This window comes from Xanthomonas hydrangeae (assembly GCF_032697525.1).
Lineage (GTDB): Bacteria > Pseudomonadota > Gammaproteobacteria > Xanthomonadales > Xanthomonadaceae > Xanthomonas > Xanthomonas hydrangeae.
In genome coordinates, this window is record NZ_CP103836.1 from 3826746 (window position 1) to 3842847 (window position 16102).

Below are 16102 nucleotides of genomic sequence, written 5' to 3' on the forward strand. Positions count from 1 at the left end.
CCATGTAGGCTCTTACGCGGCATCCATGCCGCGTAAGGTCCCGAGACGGTGGGCGGGCAAGGACCAGTGGAGATGGCTGGTGTGCATGGTTGCGAGCAGTGAATGCGGCGCAGCCGTCAGATGCGGTGCGGTCTGATCAGCTCAGTTCTGTCCGGGCGATGTCACCGCTATTTCCGACATCACTCCGCGTGTCAATGACGGCGAGCTTAGCCAACACTTTGCCGTCATCGGTACTGCGTTTGAGCGATTTTGTCAGCCACCCTAACAGTCCCGATTCCCGATTCCCGATTCACGGCTCAAGCGTCAGCGTGGTCTCGATGTCGCTGTTGATGCGCGCCACGAAGCGGCCGCTGCCGGTGGGCAGGTTGGCCGGCAGTGCCCAGTGGCGGGTTTGGCCTGGCAACACATAACCGGCCAGATCATCGCGGATGCTGCGGCGGGTGCCGCCGGCATCGATGTAGGCCAGATCGGCCAACCGTGCATGGCTGAGCCCGGCATTGTGCACGCTTAGTGCGCGTCCGCCGCCGTGGCCGGACAGGGTGGTCCGCAGCACCGGATTTGGCGCGGCGGGCTGGCTGGGCAGGGCGAATACCGGGGTGGAGTAACGCAGCAACTCGGTTTCGTCGCCGGTGGCGTGTTGGGTCACCACCAGTCGATAGCTGTCTTCGGTCTGCACCGGGCTGGGGCCGAGCCGGATCACCCGCAACAGCTGGCGCCCTTGCGACGGGATCTCGAAATGATTCGGGCTGACCGTGGCGCCTGTGGCGGGCTCGAGCACTTCGCGCTCGCCATCCTGCCGCCAGCGGTAGAGCTTGGCTTCGGCGCGCCATGGCAGCGCGGCCTGGTTGTAGAGCCAGACCGTGGCCTGATCGCCGTCGGCCGGGATATGCGCAGTGGTCGGTGCGATGGCGATTTCGGCAGCGACGGCTGCGCCGTCGATTGCGACGCAGGCCAGCGCAACTGCGATCCAGCACTGAAGGGAGCGTCGCGTGGTCATGGTCAGAACGCGATCGTGGTGATGCGTGCGGCGGTGGCCGGCGCCGGGCCTGCCAATGCGCTGGCGTCCTGGCCGGTGCTGGCGATGGCCGGTGTTTCGGCGGCACGCGCCGGCCGGGCGATCGCCATCGGCGTGCCCCTGGAACAACTGGCGCGCGGCGGCGTGGTGCGCAGCTCGCAACCGCTGAGCAGGCGCAGGCCGATGTGCAGGGTGGAATTTTCCGGGCCGCGGCTGGCCGCAGCATTGGCCACAGACGCGCTGCAGAACAGAGCAAGCAGCATCAGGCGCTTCAGGAGGGTGACCGGCATCATGAAGGCAATCGTTTGCATTGGAGACGTAACAAATAGCGACGCCCGGGATGCGAACTTGATTAACTGTCAATAAGTGATGGAGACGGTCACCGTGTCGTTGTAGTCGCCTGCGATGGGGAGTTGCGGTGCGGGCGCGCGGCCGTAAACGGTCACCGTCTGGGCCACGCCGTTGCCGGTGCCGCTGAGCGTATCGACGCCGATGCTGGTCCCCCAACGGCTGCTGCGGCCGACGTCTCTGTAGAGCTCATAGGCGATGTAATTGGCGCTGCTGGAATGCCGCATGCGTCGGAGACTGCCTGTGGCATTGATGCCGTCGCCCAGACCGATGTTCCAGGCGGTGCGGTTGGTGCAGGTCAGGCTGATGGTGGAGCTGCGGTCGATGGCGGTACTGATGGTGCCGGCAATGCTGCCGAAATCCAGGTCGGTGGTGACGTAGGTATTGCAGCGTGCCGGCACGTTGGCCGAGGCGGTGAACGGGAAGGCGTTGCTGGCGGTCTTGGCGCCGCTGCCGCCGGCCATGCAACTGCCCGGAAGCGATGGGACGCCGATGATGCTCTCGTTGTAGGCGTAGCGCAGCACGGTGTCGGCGCCGCCGAAACTGCTGGTGTGGTTGCCGACCGACAGGATCTGGTTGGCCGGAATGCGCCCGTACAGCGTGATGGTGGCCGTCTGCGAGCCACCGGTGATCACCGGGACGCCGTAGGACAGCGTCAAGGTGCGCGGCGAGGGCGTTGTGGATCCGGTGGCGCCCCAGATCTGGGTGCGTGTTGCGTCGCTGTAGATCTGGAAGTCCAGGCTGTCGCTGGTGGAGTTGAGCATGCGGCGTGGCGCATACAGCCCGCTGCTGGCGCTGCCCGGCCCCAGGTCCAGGCAGAGGCTCACTTGTGCGTAGCCCAGGACGCTGAGCGCGGCGGTTGCGCAGGAGACGTTGAGCGTTGCCACTGCATCGGTGGTGCCATTGGCTGCCACATTGCCGAACGCCAACGGCGTGCCCAGCGTGACGGTACACGTGGTGTCGGCCTGCGCGCGCTGGCTTGGTGCCAGCCATAACATCGCGATAGCAAGTGCAACCATCAGGCGCCAGAGGCCGTGCAGGTTCATGGCGTTTTTTGCTCGGTGACGCATTGCAGTGGTCCCACCCGCGGAATGCCGCTCGGGTTGGCCGGATAGGTGAACTGCGCGCTGCAGCGGCCCTGCGGCAAGTCGACCAGCAGGCGATTGTCGCTCTGCAGATTGTCCAGATAGGTTTCGCCGTCGTAGCCCACCACCACGCGTTCGGCATCGCCCTCGCGCTGCACCACGCTGCCCACCGGCAGCGGGGCGCCTTGTGCGTCGTGCAATACGATGATCGCCGCGCGCACGCGGGTGATGCCGAAGCGCACCGCGACGCCGGATTGCTGGCGCGGCGTCACTGCGGTATCGACGCGGTCCACGCGCAGGTCTGCCGGCAGGTTCAAGGTGTCGATCGACAACTGGTTGCGCTGCCACGATTGCAGCGGGGTGACCAGCAGCGTGCCGCGCGCATCGGTGACGCCGATCAGGCGATTTTCCAGCCGCACCGGAATGCCGGCCTGGCCGTCGGTGGACACCACCGCAAAGGCGTCCTGGATATCGCGCGCTGCAAAGCCGCGCCCGTTCATCCACACCAGGCTGCCGCTGGCGCTGGCATAGCCGAAGTTGTCGCCATCCTGATTGGCCGCGCCGAGGTTGTAGCGGCCGACCCGGTTCAACCAGCCAAGTTCGGCCAGGCCGCCGCTGGCATCGTCGCCGGCACGCCCCTGCAGGCGCCAGCCGATGCCGCCCAGGTCGCCGTCGCCCGGCAACGGCTGGCTGACATCGGCCACAAATCCGGTGCGGTTGCCGTTGCGCTGCATCGAGGCGCTGGCCTGACGCAGCTCGCCGAAGGTGGTCGATAGCGACAGATACAGGCTGCGATCGCTGCGCACGTCCAGGTTCTGATTGCCGGACAGATTGGCGGCCCAGTTGCGCCCGAAACTGCGCGACCAGAACACGCTGGCATAGCGCGAGGTGTCGCCTTGCGGATAGCTCAGCCGCACGTAGCTGGTGCCGAGCGAGCCGATCGGAGCGACGTTGACGCCGAACACCGCGCGGTCGCTGATGCGTGCCGGTAGCGCGCCCTGCAGCGCGCCCAGGTCGCGGTAGTCGCCGTGGGTGCGCTGGGTGCCGAGATTGAAGTTGAAACGACGGTTGTTCCAGGCATAGCCCAGCACGTACTGGCCGCCGCGCAGCGCATCCATCTGGCTATGCGCATAGGCGAGATTGAACACCCCGCCCACGCCCAGCAGCCAGATCCCGCCGGCCCCGGCATTGACCACGCCGCCGCCGGCTTCGGCATGCGCCTCGATGGTGAAATCGTCGCGCAGGCCCTTGCGCAGCGTGGCGCTGGCGACCGTGCGCGCATCGTAGGAAAACGAGCGCACGCCATAGTCCTGGCGCAGGTGGCCGATCCCGGCCGACCATTCGGAAATGCCACGCGCCAGCAGTTGCGGGGTGCCGTAGAACGCGAAGTCCAGCCGGCGCACGCGGCCGAACGCATCGGTCACCACGATCTGCGCCTGGCCGGTGCCGCTGATGCCCGGTTGTGCGGCCAGCTGAAACGGCCCGGCCGGCACCTGGCCGCTGTATTGGCGCAGGCCATCGACATACAGCTCGATGGTCGAAGGCACCGCCGCTTCGCCCAGAAAACTCGGCGTCGGCGTCAGCACGCGATAGGGCTGCAAGGCGTAATTGCGGCCGATCTGCACGCCGCCCAGGCGGATCGAACGGCTCCAGTCGACGAAGCCGCTGTAGAAATCGCCAACGCTGAGGCTGGTGGCGGTATCCGGGAAATCCATCTGCCAGGCGCTGTCCAGACGCACCGCTTCGCTGCGCCAGCGCTGGTCCTGCGGACGGTCGTAGGCCAGGAACACGGCGGTGGTGTCGACCATGCCGCGGCCGATGCCGAAGCCGCGCAGTTCGGTCGCCAACGACACGCTGCTGGCCCCGGCATTGCGCGTGGCATAGACGTCGTAATTGAGCAGCATGCCTGGGGAGGCGGTGGCGCTGGGCGGGGCGACTTCTTCGGCTTTCAATACCGTGGTGGAGAGCGACAGTTGCGCCAGCGGCACCTGCAGCGCCAGCCGCTGCAGCGCGGCGTCGTAGCGCACTTCCACATCGGGCAGACGATCCAGATCGACCAGCTCGCCGGCGTTGCGCTCGGCCAGGATGAAGCCGAGTTTGCGCAGCGTTTCGACCGACCCACGCAGGTGGCCGTCGACCAGTTCGAACGGCGCCAGGCCGCGGTCGGCCTGATTCAGGGTGACATCCAGGTACAGCGTCTGCGGCAGGGCGCTGGCGCTTTGCGGGGTCTGATCGGGCAGCGCGGCAACGTCGGCCAGATCGACAGCCGCGGCGCTTCCCAGGCAGGTGGCGGTCGCGAGCAGCGTCATCGCCAGCCGGGCCGTGTCACGGCGCTGTCGGCGTTGCCAACAGGGTGCGTTCGTCCGCCTCACCATTGATCCTTGCGATGATGGTGCCGCGGGCGAACTGCGCCAGCGGTGCACCCAGCGACCAGCGCATGGTCTGGCCGGGCAGCACATAGCCCACCAGTCCGTTCAATGTGGTCTTGGTCGCGCCATCGACCCGATGCTGCAGGTCGGCGACCTGGGCATGCCCATTGCCGGTGTTGCTGATCTGGATCTGCGCATTGCCGTCGCTGCCGGCCACCACTTGCGTGCTCAAGGTCGGCGTGGGCTCGGCTTTTCCGGGCGGCAGCACGAAGATCGGCACCGAGTAGCGCAGCACGAACTGCATGCCCTTGCGGTCGGCATCGGCGTTAGGCAATTCGTCCACGATGATGCGGTAGCAGACTTCCTGGCTGGTCGGCGCAGGCCCGGCGCGGATCACCCGGATCAGCTGGCGCTCGCCGGCGGCCAGGGTGCGCATCGGCGGGCTGACCAGCAGTTCCTGGGTCGGGTCGAGCTGGTCCTGCCCGTCGCGCTGGGTCCAGCGATAGGCGCGGGTCTGCACCTGCACCGGCACGCCGCCGCTGTTGCTCAGCCACAGTCCGTCGGCGGACTGTTCTGCGCTCAGCGTCAACGAGGTCGGTGCCAGCTGCAGGCTGGCCGCGCGCGCCGATAGCAGCGGCCAGGCGCTGCTCAGCGCGAGCGTCAAGACCATTCCGGTCGTGACCAGCCACGCCGGCATGCGAGACGACAGGCGGTGGTGCAAGGGCATGCGCGCGCTCAATAGACGATCGTGGCGGTGATCGTGTCCTGGTACGCACCGGTTGCCGGATTGTTGGCGGACGGGTTGGTCACACGGCCGTAGACCGGATAGACCTGGTTGATGCCGGTGGCGGTACGGCTCAGCGTATTGGTGCCGCTGGTGCTGCCCCACACCGTGCTGCGTCCCAGATCCTGGTACAGCTGGTAGGCGATGAAGTTGTTGGTGGTGACCAGCGCATCGGTGTTCTTCATGCGGCGGGTGGTGACGTCGTTGGCGGTGCCGGCATTGCTGCCCGCGCTCAAGGCGATGTTGTACGGGGTCAGCGCGGTGCACTGCGCGGTCACGCTGCCGTTGGCGTCGGCATTGGCGGTCGAGGTGGACAGCACCGAGCCGAAGTCGACGTCCGTCGCAGACGCCGCCGTGATGGTGCAGGCCTTGGTGACGGCGATCTTGACGTTGAATGTGGTGGTATCTGCTGCGGTGGCAACGCCAATGGTCGAGAGCAGGCCGAGGGACAGCAGGACAGGACGGACAGTACGCATGGACATTTCCTTGACCGGTCTGGTCATTGGTGACGCGACGACGTGTCGCCCTTCCTCCAATGCATCAGCTGTGCCAAACGATAACGCCGAATTCACGCGCTATCTAGCTGTTTAACCTGGTTCTTTTTGCAAAATTGGGATGTCTTGCGGATGACTCCGTTAATGGAGACTTTGACGCTTTCTGAACTATGTCACACATGAATGCGCGGTGACGCCAGTTTTCTGCTGCACCGTCCGCTTCCGCCATAACGGCGTGTTTTGCAAAAATCGGCTGCGCGGGTCGTTCAGATTCAGCCCGAATCGGCCATAATCCGGACCATGAGCGTCAATCTAAAAACCAAAGAAGAAATCGAACTGATGCGCGTCGCCGGCCGTCTGGCCGCCGAGGTGCTCGACATCGTGGCCCCGCACGTGCAACCGGGCGTGACCACTGCCGAGCTGGACCGCATCTGCCACGACCACATCGTCAACGTGCAGGGCACCATTCCTGCCAATGTCGGTTATCGCGGCTTCCCCAAGAGCGTATGCACCTCGGTCAATAACGTGATCTGTCACGGCATCCCGAGCGCGGCCAAGGTCCTGAAGGAAGGCGACATCGTCAACATCGATGTCACCGTCATCAAGGACGGCTGGCACGGCGATACCAGCCGCATGTATTACGTCGGCACGCCGTCGGTGATGGCCAAGCGCCTGGTCGATACCACCTACGAAGCGATGTGGCGCGGCATCCGTGCGGTCAAGCCGGGTGCGACGCTGGGCGATGTGGGCCATGCGATCCAGAAGTTCGCCGAAGCCGAGCGCTTCAGCGTGGTGCGCGATTACTGCGGCCACGGCATCGGCAAGGTCTATCACGACGAGCCGCAGGTGATGCATTACGGCCGCCCCGGCGAAGGCCTGGTGCTCAAGCCCGGCATGACCTTCACCATCGAGCCGATGATCAACGAAGGCACCTACCACCATAAGACGCTGCCCGATGGCTGGACCGTGGTCACCAAGGACCGCAAGTTGTCCGCGCAGTGGGAACACATGGTCGCGGTGACCGAAGACGGCGTGGATGTGCTGACGCTGTCGCCGAACGCGCCCGCCCCGGTATGACGGCCACGCCGGCGGATCGACCCGACCCGGGTGTCGCCGGCGATGCCGAGTGGGCCGCGCAGGCCCGTCCGCTGCTGGTGCATGCGGACATGCGGTTGTGCAAGCGTTTCGACCAGAGTGAACCGATCGAACGCCTGGTGGCCTTGCGCGCACGCGCGGTCGACCAATTGATGCGCAATGCCTGGACGCGCTGCATCCCGGCCGATGCCGGGTTGTCGCTGCATGCGGTCGGCGGTTACGGGCGCGGCGAACTGTTTCCGCGTTCGGACGTGGATGTGCTGGTGCTGGGCGACAGCGCGGTGCAGCAACAGCACGAGCAGGCCCTGGCACGCTTGTTCGCGTTGCTGTGGGATGTTGGCCTGCCGATCAGTCATGCGGTGCGCTCCGCCGCGCAGTGCACTGCCGCTGCAGCCGACCAGACCGTGCTGACCGCATTGATCGAATCGCGCCCGCTGGTTGCAGGGAGCGAGGCGCGCGCGGCATTGGCTGCAGCGATCGCCCCGCAACGGGTCTGGCCGGCGCGCGAATTTTTCCAGGCCAAGCGCGAAGAACTGCTGGCGCGGCATCAGCGCTTTGGCGACACCGCCGACAATCTGGAACCGGACATCAAGGACGGCCCTGGCGGCTTGCGCGATCTGCAGACGCTGGGCTGGATGGCGCTGCGCGCCTTCGGCGTCAAGGATCTGGAAGCGCTGGTCGGGCTCGGCCATGTCGGCTTCGACGAGGCTGCAGCGCTGCGGCGCGAGCGCGAAGAACTGGCGCGGTTGCGGTTTGGTTTGCATATCGTGGCCAACCGGCCGGAAGAACGCTTGCGTTTCGACTATCAAAAGACCCTGGCGCAGCGGCTGGGATTTGCCGACGACCCGGAAAGCCTGGGCGTGGAAAAGATGATGCAGCGCTTCTATCGCAGCGCTGCATTGATCCGCCGCATCAGCGACCGCTTGTTGCAGCGCTTCGAAGAACAATTCGATGGCGAAGCGGTGCCGGAACCGATCGGTGGCGGCTTCAGTCTGCGCCGCGGCTATCTGGCGGCCGATGCGGATGATTGGCCGGCCGGCGATGTGCTGCAGGTGTTTGCCTTGTTCGCGCAGTGGGCGGCGCATCGCGAGGTGCGCGGCCTGCATTCGCTGACCGCGCGCGCGCTGGCCGAGGTGCTGCGCGAGTTGCCGGCCTACGAGGTTGCCGATGCGACCGCGCGCGACCGTTTCATGGCGCTGCTGCGCGGCCCGCGTGCGGTGGAAACGCTCAATCGCATGGCGCGCCTGGGCGTGTTGGGCCAGTGGATTCCGGCATTCGCCAGCGTGTCCGGGCGCATGCAGTTCGACCTGTTCCATGTCTACACGGTGGACCAGCACACGCTGATGGTGCTGCGGAATATCGCGTTGTTTGCGGCCGGTCGCGCCGACGAACGTTTTTCGATCACGCATGAAGTCTGGCCGCGCTTGCGCAAGCCGGAATTGCTGCTGCTGGCCGGCCTGTTTCACGATATCGCCAAGGGCCGTGGCGGCGATCATTCCGAGCTGGGTGCGGTGGATGCGCGTGCGTTCTGCCAGGCGCATCGGCTCAGCGGAGGCGATACCGCCTTGGTGGCCTGGTTGGTCGAGCAGCATCTGCGCATGTCGGTGACCGCGCAGAAGCAGGACATCTCCGACCCGGAGGTGATCCATCGTTTCGCCACACTGGTGGGCACGCGCGAACGGCTGGACTATCTGTATCTGCTGACCTGCGCCGACATCGCCGGCACCAGCCCCAAGTTGTGGAATGCCTGGAAGGACCGGCTGCTGGCCGATCTGTATTTCGCTGCGCGCCGTGCCTTGCGCGAAGGTCTGGAGCATCCGCCGCCGCGCGAAGAACGCCTGCGCGAAGCGCGCGAGTCCGCGCGCGCGCTGATGCAGGCGCAAGGCCACGACGATGCCACCATCGATCGTCAGTTCGCCGGCATGCCGGACGAGAATTTCCTGCGTTTCCGTCCCGAGCAACTGGCCTGGCAGGCGGTTTCGCTGATCGAAGTGCAGATCGGCCAGACCACGGTCAAGGCGCGTCGCGCAGTGCCGGACAACGACGCACTGGAAGTGTTCGTGTACTCGCGCGACCGCGATGGGTTGTTCTCGGCGATCGTCGCCACGCTGGATCGCAAGGGGTATGGCATCCATCGCGCACGCGTGCTGGATGCACCCAACGATGCCATCTTCGACGTGTTCGAAGTGCTGCCGCAGGACAGCTCTGCCGATGGCGACCCGCAGCGTCTGGCTGCGGCCTTGCGCCAGGTGCTGGCCGGCGACCTGCAGAAAGTGCGTCCTTCGCGGCGTGCGGTGCCGCGACAGCTGCGCCATTTCCGCTTTGCGCCGCGCGTGGAATTCAGCGAAAGCGCTGGCGGCCGCCGCACCCGCATCAGCCTGGTCGCACCCGATCGCCCCGGCTTGCTGGCCGACGTGGCCAACGTGCTGCGCCTGCAACACCTGCGCGTGCACGACGCGCGCATTGCCACGTTTGGCGAGCGCGCCGAAGACCAGTTCCAGATTACCGACGAGCACGACCGCCCCTTGTCCGAATCCGCCCGGCAGGCGCTGCGCGATGCGCTGTGCGCCTGTCTCGATCCCACCTAGCACCTCCGGAGACCCCATGGCTACCAAGAAGACTGCGCGCAAGCAGAGCGCGACCACGACCAGCGCAGCGCCTGCGCGCGCGACCGCAAAGAGCAGCAAGGCGAGCGGCAAGCCGAGTGACAACAAGTTGGTCGGCAAGCCGGTAAGTAAGCCGGTCAGCAAGCCAGGCAAGCTGCCTGTTGCGCGCAAGGCCACCGCTGTCGCAGCTGCCGACACCAAGGCTGCTGCCAAGAAGAGCGTTGCAAAGAAAGTCGCCGCCAGCGCACCGCGCGTGGCCAAGCAGCCGACCAGCGTGGTGTCTGCGCCGGCGGCCAAAAAGGCTGCCGCTGCGAAGAAACTGCCGATCGCCGAAAAGGCCGTGCACAGCGTTGCCGCGCAGGTGGGCACTGACGAACTCAAAGTCGGTATCGAGAGCGCATTTGAGCGCCGTGCCAGCTTGACCATCGACGAAATCGACGGCTCCACCCGCGCCATCGTCACCCGCGTCATCGACGGATTGGAGAGCGGCGAGTTCCGCGTCGCCGAGCCGGACGGGCAGGGCGGCTGGACCGTCAACGAGTGGCTGAAGAAGGCCGTGCTGCTGTATTTCCGTGTCAACGAGATGGCGGTGATCGAGGCGCAGCCGGCGCCGTTCTGGGACAAGGTGGAATCGCGTTTTGCCGGCTTCAACGAGGCCGAATTCCGCAAGGCCGGTGTGCGTGTGGTGCCGGGCGCGGTGGCGCGTCGCGGCAGCTATTTCGGCAAGGACGTGGTGCTGATGCCGAGCTTCACCAATATCGGCGCGTACGTCGGCGAAGGCAGCATGGTCGACACCTGGGCCACGGTGGGTTCGTGTGCGCAGATCGGCAAGCACTGCCATCTGTCCGGCGGCGCCGGCATCGGCGGCGTGCTGGAACCGCTGCAGGCCAGCCCGACCATCATCGAAGATCATTGCTTCATCGGCGCGCGTTCGGAAGTGGTGGAAGGCGTGGTGGTGGGCCATCACAGCGTGATCGGCATGGGCGTGTTCATCGGCCAGAGCACGCGCATCTACAACCGTGCCACCGGCGAAATCTCATATGGCTACGTGCCGCCGTATAGCGTGGTGGTGTCCGGGCAGCTGCCGTCCAAGGACGGTTCGCACTCGCTGTATTGCGCGGTGATCGTCAAGCAGGTGGATGCCAAGACGCGCAGCAAGACCAGCGTCAATGAGCTGTTGCGTGGCCTTGCCGATTGAGCACGCAACCGAACGTGCACCAGGGCATCCTCTCCAGGGCCGCATCGCGCTGGGTGAGGTGGGGCATCCCGGCATTCTGGCTGGGCTGGGGCGTGCTTTACACGGTCGGTGTGCTGACCCGCGATCCCAGGGTCACAACCGGCGGGCCGTGGCATTGGATCGTGCCGGCGCTGGTGGTGGCGATGGCCCTGCGTTGGCTGCGGCAACCGGCGCATTGGGCGCAGGTCTACGACGCCGGCGATGCCTTGTTGATCGAGCACCAGGGACGGCGGCAGCGCATCGACCTGCGTGACCTGCGCGCGGTCGAGCCGGCCTGGCTGATTCCTCCGCTGCGCCTGGCGCTGCGGGTGCAGGCCGGCGACGCACCGGTGATCTTCCTGCCTGCCCGCGGCCGGTCGCCCGAACTGCTTGCCACCGACCTGATGGCGCGCGCCGATGCGCGCCGCGCAACCACAGGAACTGCATGACATGACCACGCTATACGGACTCAAAAACTGCGACACCTGCAAAAAAGCCACCAAGTGGCTGGACCGCTTCGATGTCGCCTACACCTTCGTCGATTACCGCGATCACAAGCCCGAGCCGGAGACGCTGGTGGCGTGGGCCGACCAGGCCGGCGGATTCGATGCGCTGATCAACAAGTCGTCGACCACCTGGCGGCAACTGCCGGACAACCGCAAGGCCGCCGCCAGCGCAGCCGAATGGAAACTGCTGCTGCGCGAATATCCGCAACTGATCCGCCGGCCGGTGGTCATCACCGATGACGGCCAGCTCAGCCAGGGATTTTCGGACAACGGTTTCAAGCAGCGCTTTGGCGTTGCGTGAGCCGGTGCTGCCGCAGCTCCCCACTTCTCCAGTGATTCCCGATCATGTCCGACATTGTTGACCTCACCTGTGAACTGATTTCCAGCCCGTCGGTGACGCCCGACGATGCCGGCTGCCAGGAACTGATCGCGCAGCGTCTGGCGCGCGCCGGATTTGCTATCGAACACCTGCGCCTGGGCGCAGTGGACAATCTATGGGCCACGCACGGCAGCGGTGCGCCGGTGCTGGTGCTGCTCGGCCACACCGATGTGGTGCCGCCGGGGCCGCGCGAGGCGTGGACCAGCGATCCGTTCGACCCGCAGATTCGCGATGGTGTGCTGTACGGGCGCGGCGCCGCCGACATGAAGAGTGGAGTGGCCGCATTCGTGGTCGCCGCCGAACAGTTCGTTGCCGCGCATCCGCAGCACACCGGCACGCTGGCGCTGCTGCTGACCTCCGACGAAGAAGGCGATGCCATCGATGGCGTGCGGCGGGTGGCCGAGCTGTTCCGCCAACGTGGGCAGGCGATCGATTGGTGCATCACCGGCGAGCCGTCGTCCACCGAGCGATTGGGCGACCTGCTGCGCGTCGGCCGCCGCGGCAGCCTGTCCGGCACGCTGACGGTGAACGGCGTGCAGGGGCATGTGGCGTATCCGCACAAGGCGCGCAATCCGATCCATCTGGCAGCACCTGCATTGGCCGAGTTGGTCGCACGACGCTGGGACGAGGGCTTCGAAAGTTTTCCGCCGACCAGCCTGCAGATCTCCAACATCCATGCCGGCACCGGCGCCAACAACGTGATTCCCGGCGAGCTGCAGGTGGCCTTCAATCTGCGCTACACCCCGCATTGGGATGCGCCGCGACTGGAAGCGGAGATCGCCGCAGTGCTGGATCGCCACGCGCTGGAGTATGCGTTGCGCTGGCATCGCAGCGGCGAGCCGTTCTACACCCCCGAAGGGCGCTTGCGCAGCGTCGCGCGTGAGGTATTAGGGCAGTTTGCCGGCGCAGCGCCGGAAGAGAGCACTGGCGGCGGTACCTCGGATGCGCGCTTCATCGCGCCGCTGGGTGCGCAATGCATCGAGGTCGGCCCGGTCAACGCCAGCATCCACCAGGTCGATGAGCATGTGCGCGTGGCCGATCTGGACGCCTTGCCGACGCTCTATCGCACATTGATCGAGCGGCTACTGGTCGAATGATGTCCCGTCTGCCGCCGTCGTTGCCGCTGAAACAGTTGCGCCATCGAAAACGAACCGTTAGCGTCGGCTGCATGGTCCTTCGCCTCGCCAACTTCAATAACGCCAACCGCAACAATCTGCGCGCGAATAATCGTGCGCGGCCGATGCGGATCTGCGACTAGGCGAAGTACAGCAAACGCCCAGGAATCAGAAAACCCGCATCGGCCGATGCGGGTTTTTTTATGGGTGTCATTCTCGTGCAGCACGCTCTTCCACCGGCCGCCAACCCCCGCAGTTTTTTCAGGAGTGTTTCCATGTGTTCCATCTTCGGTATTTTCGGCCTGCAACCCGGTGACGATCTGCCGGCATTGCGCCGGCAGGCACTGGAATGTTCGCAACGGCAGCGCCATCGCGGTCCCGACTGGAGCGGCGTGTATGTCGATACCGGCGCGATCCTGGTGCATGAACGGCTGGCCATCGTCGACCCGGCCGGCGGTTCGCAGCCGTTGCTGTCAGAAGATGGGCAGCTCGCCCTCGCCGTGAACGGTGAGATCTACAACCATCGCGAGCTCAAGCAGGAGCTGGTGCAGCCGTACGCCTTCCAGACTGGCTCCGATTGCGAGGTGATCAACGCGCTGTATCGCGAGGATGCGCCGGCCTCCTACCTCAACCGCCTCAACGGCATCTTTGCGTTCGCGTTATGGGACAAGGCGGCCGGGCGGGTGATCATCGCGCGCGACCCGATCGGGGTGGTGCCGCTGTACTGGGGCCATGATCGCGAGGGGCGTTTGCGGGTGGCCTCCGAACTGAAATCGCTGGTCGACGATTGCGCCGATGCCGCGCAGTTCCCGCCCGGCCATTGGTACGACAGCGCCACCGGTGCATTGAGCCGCTACTACGAGCGCGCGTGGCGCGAATACGCCGAAGTGGAAGGCGTGCAGGTGCAGTTGCAGGAATTGCGCGAGGCGTTCGAGCGTGCAGTGCATCGCCAGTTGATGACCGACGTGCCGTACGGCGTATTGCTGTCTGGCGGTCTGGATTCGTCGCTGGTCGCCGCAGTCGCCGCACGCTACGCACGCCATCGCATCGAAGAGAACGACACCACCGAAGCCTGGTGGCCGCGCCTGCATTCGTTCGCGATCGGCTTGAAAGGCTCGCCGGATCTGGCCGCCGCCGAAGTCGCTGCCACCGCGCTGGGTACGGTGCATCACGGCTTCGAATACACCTTCGAAGAAGGTCTGGATGCGCTGCCCGAAGTCATCCGCCACATCGAGACCTACGACGTCACCACCATTCGCGCCTCCACGCCGATGTTTCTGCTGGCGCGGCGGATCAAGGCGATGGGCGTCAAGATGGTGCTCTCCGGCGAAGGCAGCGACGAAATCTTCGGCGGCTATCTGTATTTCCACAAGGCACCGAACGCGCGCGAATTCCACGAGGAACTGGTGCGCAAGCTCGACGCGCTCAATAACTTCGATTGCCTGCGCGCCAACAAGTCGATGATGGCCTGGGGTGTGGAGCCGCGCGTGCCGTTCCTGGATCGCGAGTTCCTGGACGTGGCGATGCGCATGGATGCCAGTTTCAAGATGATCGACAAGACCAGCAGCGGCGCCATGCGCATGGAAAAGGGCGTGTTGCGCGAAGCGTTCGCCGGCTATTTGCCCGAGTCGATTCTGTGGCGACAGAAAGAGCAGTTCAGCGATGGCGTGGGCTATGGCTGGATCGATGGACTCAAGGCGCATGCCGCCGCGCATGTGAGCGATCGCGAGTTGGCCGCGGCCGACAAGCGCTATCCGGTCAACCCGCCGCAGACCAAGGAGGCGTATTTCTATCGCACGCTGTTTGCGCAGTTCTTCCCCAGCCAGGCGGCTGCGGAGACAGTGCCTGGCGGCAAGTCGATCGCGTGTTCGTCGCCGACCGCCATTGCCTGGGATGCGAGTTTTGCTGCGATGGCCGACCCGTCCGGCCGTGCGATTGCCGGCGTGCACGAACAGGCGTTGGCTTCGTAAGTTTGTTGCAATTGCAGCGGCCGGCAGGTACTCGCGCACTGCCGGCCGCTGTTGCGATCACTCGTGGCGTACGCAATAGCCGTAGCGCTGCGGCTCGATATCCACACCGGCCACATCGGCCTGGTTGTTGCGCCACAGGTTCGGCTTGAAGTCGCCCGCAGTGCAGTTGGCGGCGCGGTCCACGCCGATGGTGTAGGTGAACGGATTGCTGGCAAAGCGGTTGTTCTCGAACACGTTGTCCTGGCTCATGCTGTTGTCCCAGCACAGGATTTCCGGTGTGCGGTAGCGAATGGCGCAGGCCAGAAAGATGCCGGCGACCTTGTTGCCTTCGAACTGGTTGTTGCTGAAGCGGTTGCGCCGCGCATCCGACAGATAGATGCCCTGGCTGCCATTGCGCTCGAAGCGGTTGTTGCGGATTTCGCTGTCTTCCAGGTGCTCGGTGGTCAGACCTGCCGCCACGTTGTCGTGGATGTAGTTGTTGACCATCGTGACCTTGGCGGTGCGGTTGAACGACACGCCATCCCAGATCGCACCGGAGACGTCGTTGTTTTCGATGGTGATCTCGCGCGTGTCGTACTCGCTCAACAGGCAGGCGCTGCGGCACTTGTTGACCTGCAGGCCGGCAAGCCGGATACCCTGGCCGGAACGCACCACCACCGCGCTATTGCTCAGGTAGGGGCGCTCGGGCATGAATTCCTTGTCGCCGGTGCTGGCGACGATCTGCATGTCTTCGATGCTGACGTTGCGGATCACACCGATCGGCTGCTGATTTTCGTAATCGCCGACCACCAGCGCCGGCTGCTGCACGCCATCGGCCATGCGCAGCACGGTGGTCGGGCCCTTGCCGCGCAAGGTGAGATTGCCGCGGTGGATCGAGACCAGGCCGTTGAGCGGAAATTCGCCTTTTTCCAGGCACAACACCGCAGGCGTATCGCTTTGCGGAAGCTTGTCGATGGCTTTTTGCAGATCCTGGCCGGGGCGCACTTTGGCGGTACACGCGGCGACGGGCGCGTCCGGTGGGCCGGATTTTGCGGGTGGCGCGGCCGAGCAGGCAGTGGCAATGAACAATGGCAACAGGGCGGAAACGGAGCGGGCAAGCTGAGGCATGCGGATTCCGGTC

The 16102-nt window shown here is 65.4% G+C and carries 15 protein-coding genes; 8 read left to right on the forward strand and 7 right to left on the reverse strand.

Translation table 11 applies throughout. The annotated features are described in order from the left end of the window. Positions 1-289 precede the first annotated feature (289 nt). From NYR97_RS16350 to NYR97_RS16375, 6 genes are read right to left on the reverse strand one after another with little or no spacing between them, the layout of a single operon-like run. The gene (locus NYR97_RS16350) at positions 290-997 is read right to left on the reverse strand and encodes a fimbrial biogenesis chaperone (RefSeq protein ID WP_316694661.1); all 708 of its coding nucleotides are present in this window, start codon (positions 995-997) and stop codon (positions 290-292) included. Positions 998-999: 2 nt separating this feature from the next. After that, entirely contained in the window at positions 1000-1326 is a 327-nt protein-coding gene (locus NYR97_RS16355) for a hypothetical protein (RefSeq protein WP_316694663.1), read from the reverse strand. A 48-nt stretch (positions 1327-1374) separates the two neighbouring features. Beyond that, a complete protein-coding gene (locus tag NYR97_RS16360) occupies positions 1375-2409 on the reverse strand; it encodes a Csu type fimbrial protein (protein ID WP_316694665.1) in 1035 nt (344 codons plus the stop codon). Beyond that, a complete protein-coding gene (locus tag NYR97_RS16365; protein WP_316694667.1) occupies positions 2406-4757 on the reverse strand; it encodes a fimbria/pilus outer membrane usher protein in 2352 nt (783 codons plus the stop codon). Before NYR97_RS16365 ends, NYR97_RS16360 begins: the two co-directional genes overlap by 4 nt. A gap of 16 nt (positions 4758-4773) precedes the next feature. Then, complete coding sequence (locus NYR97_RS16370; RefSeq protein WP_115038081.1) at positions 4774-5544, reverse strand: fimbrial biogenesis chaperone; 771 nt, start codon at positions 5542-5544, stop codon at positions 4774-4776. Between the two features lie 8 nt (positions 5545-5552). Continuing rightward, the gene (locus NYR97_RS16375) at positions 5553-6077 is read right to left on the reverse strand and encodes a Csu type fimbrial protein (protein WP_043909063.1); all 525 of its coding nucleotides are present in this window, start codon (positions 6075-6077) and stop codon (positions 5553-5555) included. Between the two features lie 318 nt (positions 6078-6395). Between NYR97_RS16375 and map the strand changes: the two genes are divergently transcribed. The 8 genes from map to asnB all read left to right on the forward strand — a co-directional run bounded on the left by map (position 6396) and on the right by asnB (position 14982). Further along, entirely contained in the window at positions 6396-7172 is a 777-nt protein-coding gene (map, locus tag NYR97_RS16380) for a type I methionyl aminopeptidase (RefSeq protein ID WP_115038029.1), read from the forward strand. Beyond that, on the forward strand, positions 7169-9778 hold the full coding sequence (locus tag NYR97_RS16385) for a [protein-PII] uridylyltransferase (RefSeq protein WP_316694672.1): 2610 nt from the start codon (positions 7169-7171) through the stop codon (positions 9776-9778). Before map ends, NYR97_RS16385 begins: the two co-directional genes overlap by 4 nt. A gap of 16 nt (positions 9779-9794) precedes the next feature. After that, a complete protein-coding gene (gene dapD, locus NYR97_RS16390) occupies positions 9795-10994 on the forward strand; it encodes a 2,3,4,5-tetrahydropyridine-2,6-dicarboxylate N-succinyltransferase (protein WP_316694674.1) in 1200 nt (399 codons plus the stop codon). A 14-nt stretch (positions 10995-11008) separates the two neighbouring features. Next, entirely contained in the window at positions 11009-11461 is a 453-nt protein-coding gene (locus tag NYR97_RS16395; RefSeq protein ID WP_316694676.1) for a hypothetical protein, read from the forward strand. Between the two features lies 1 nt (position 11462). Further along, positions 11463-11819: an arsenate reductase gene (locus NYR97_RS16400; RefSeq protein WP_074057062.1), complete on the forward strand. Its 357-nt coding sequence runs from the start codon at positions 11463-11465 to the stop codon at positions 11817-11819. A gap of 44 nt (positions 11820-11863) precedes the next feature. Next, positions 11864-12994 (forward strand): succinyl-diaminopimelate desuccinylase, encoded by a 1131-nt coding sequence (gene dapE, locus NYR97_RS16405; protein WP_316694679.1) that lies wholly within the window; start codon positions 11864-11866, stop codon positions 12992-12994. Further along, positions 12994-13155 carry a hypothetical protein gene (locus tag NYR97_RS16410; protein ID WP_316694680.1) on the forward strand — a complete coding sequence of 54 codons (162 nt, stop codon included), beginning with the start codon at positions 12994-12996 and terminating at the stop codon, positions 13153-13155. The genes dapE and NYR97_RS16410 overlap by 1 nt, the downstream gene beginning before the upstream one ends. Positions 13156-13287: 132 nt before the next feature. Beyond that, on the forward strand, positions 13288-14982 hold the full coding sequence (gene asnB / locus NYR97_RS16415; RefSeq protein WP_316694682.1) for an asparagine synthase B: 1695 nt from the start codon (positions 13288-13290) through the stop codon (positions 14980-14982). A 57-nt stretch (positions 14983-15039) separates the two neighbouring features. On the opposite strand, the gene hpaM is transcribed toward asnB, so the two are convergent. Then, positions 15040-16089 (reverse strand): type III secretion-associated outer membrane-bound protein HpaM, encoded by a 1050-nt coding sequence (hpaM, locus tag NYR97_RS16420; RefSeq protein ID WP_205391932.1) that lies wholly within the window; start codon positions 16087-16089, stop codon positions 15040-15042. Between the last annotated feature and the right edge of the window lie 13 nt (positions 16090-16102).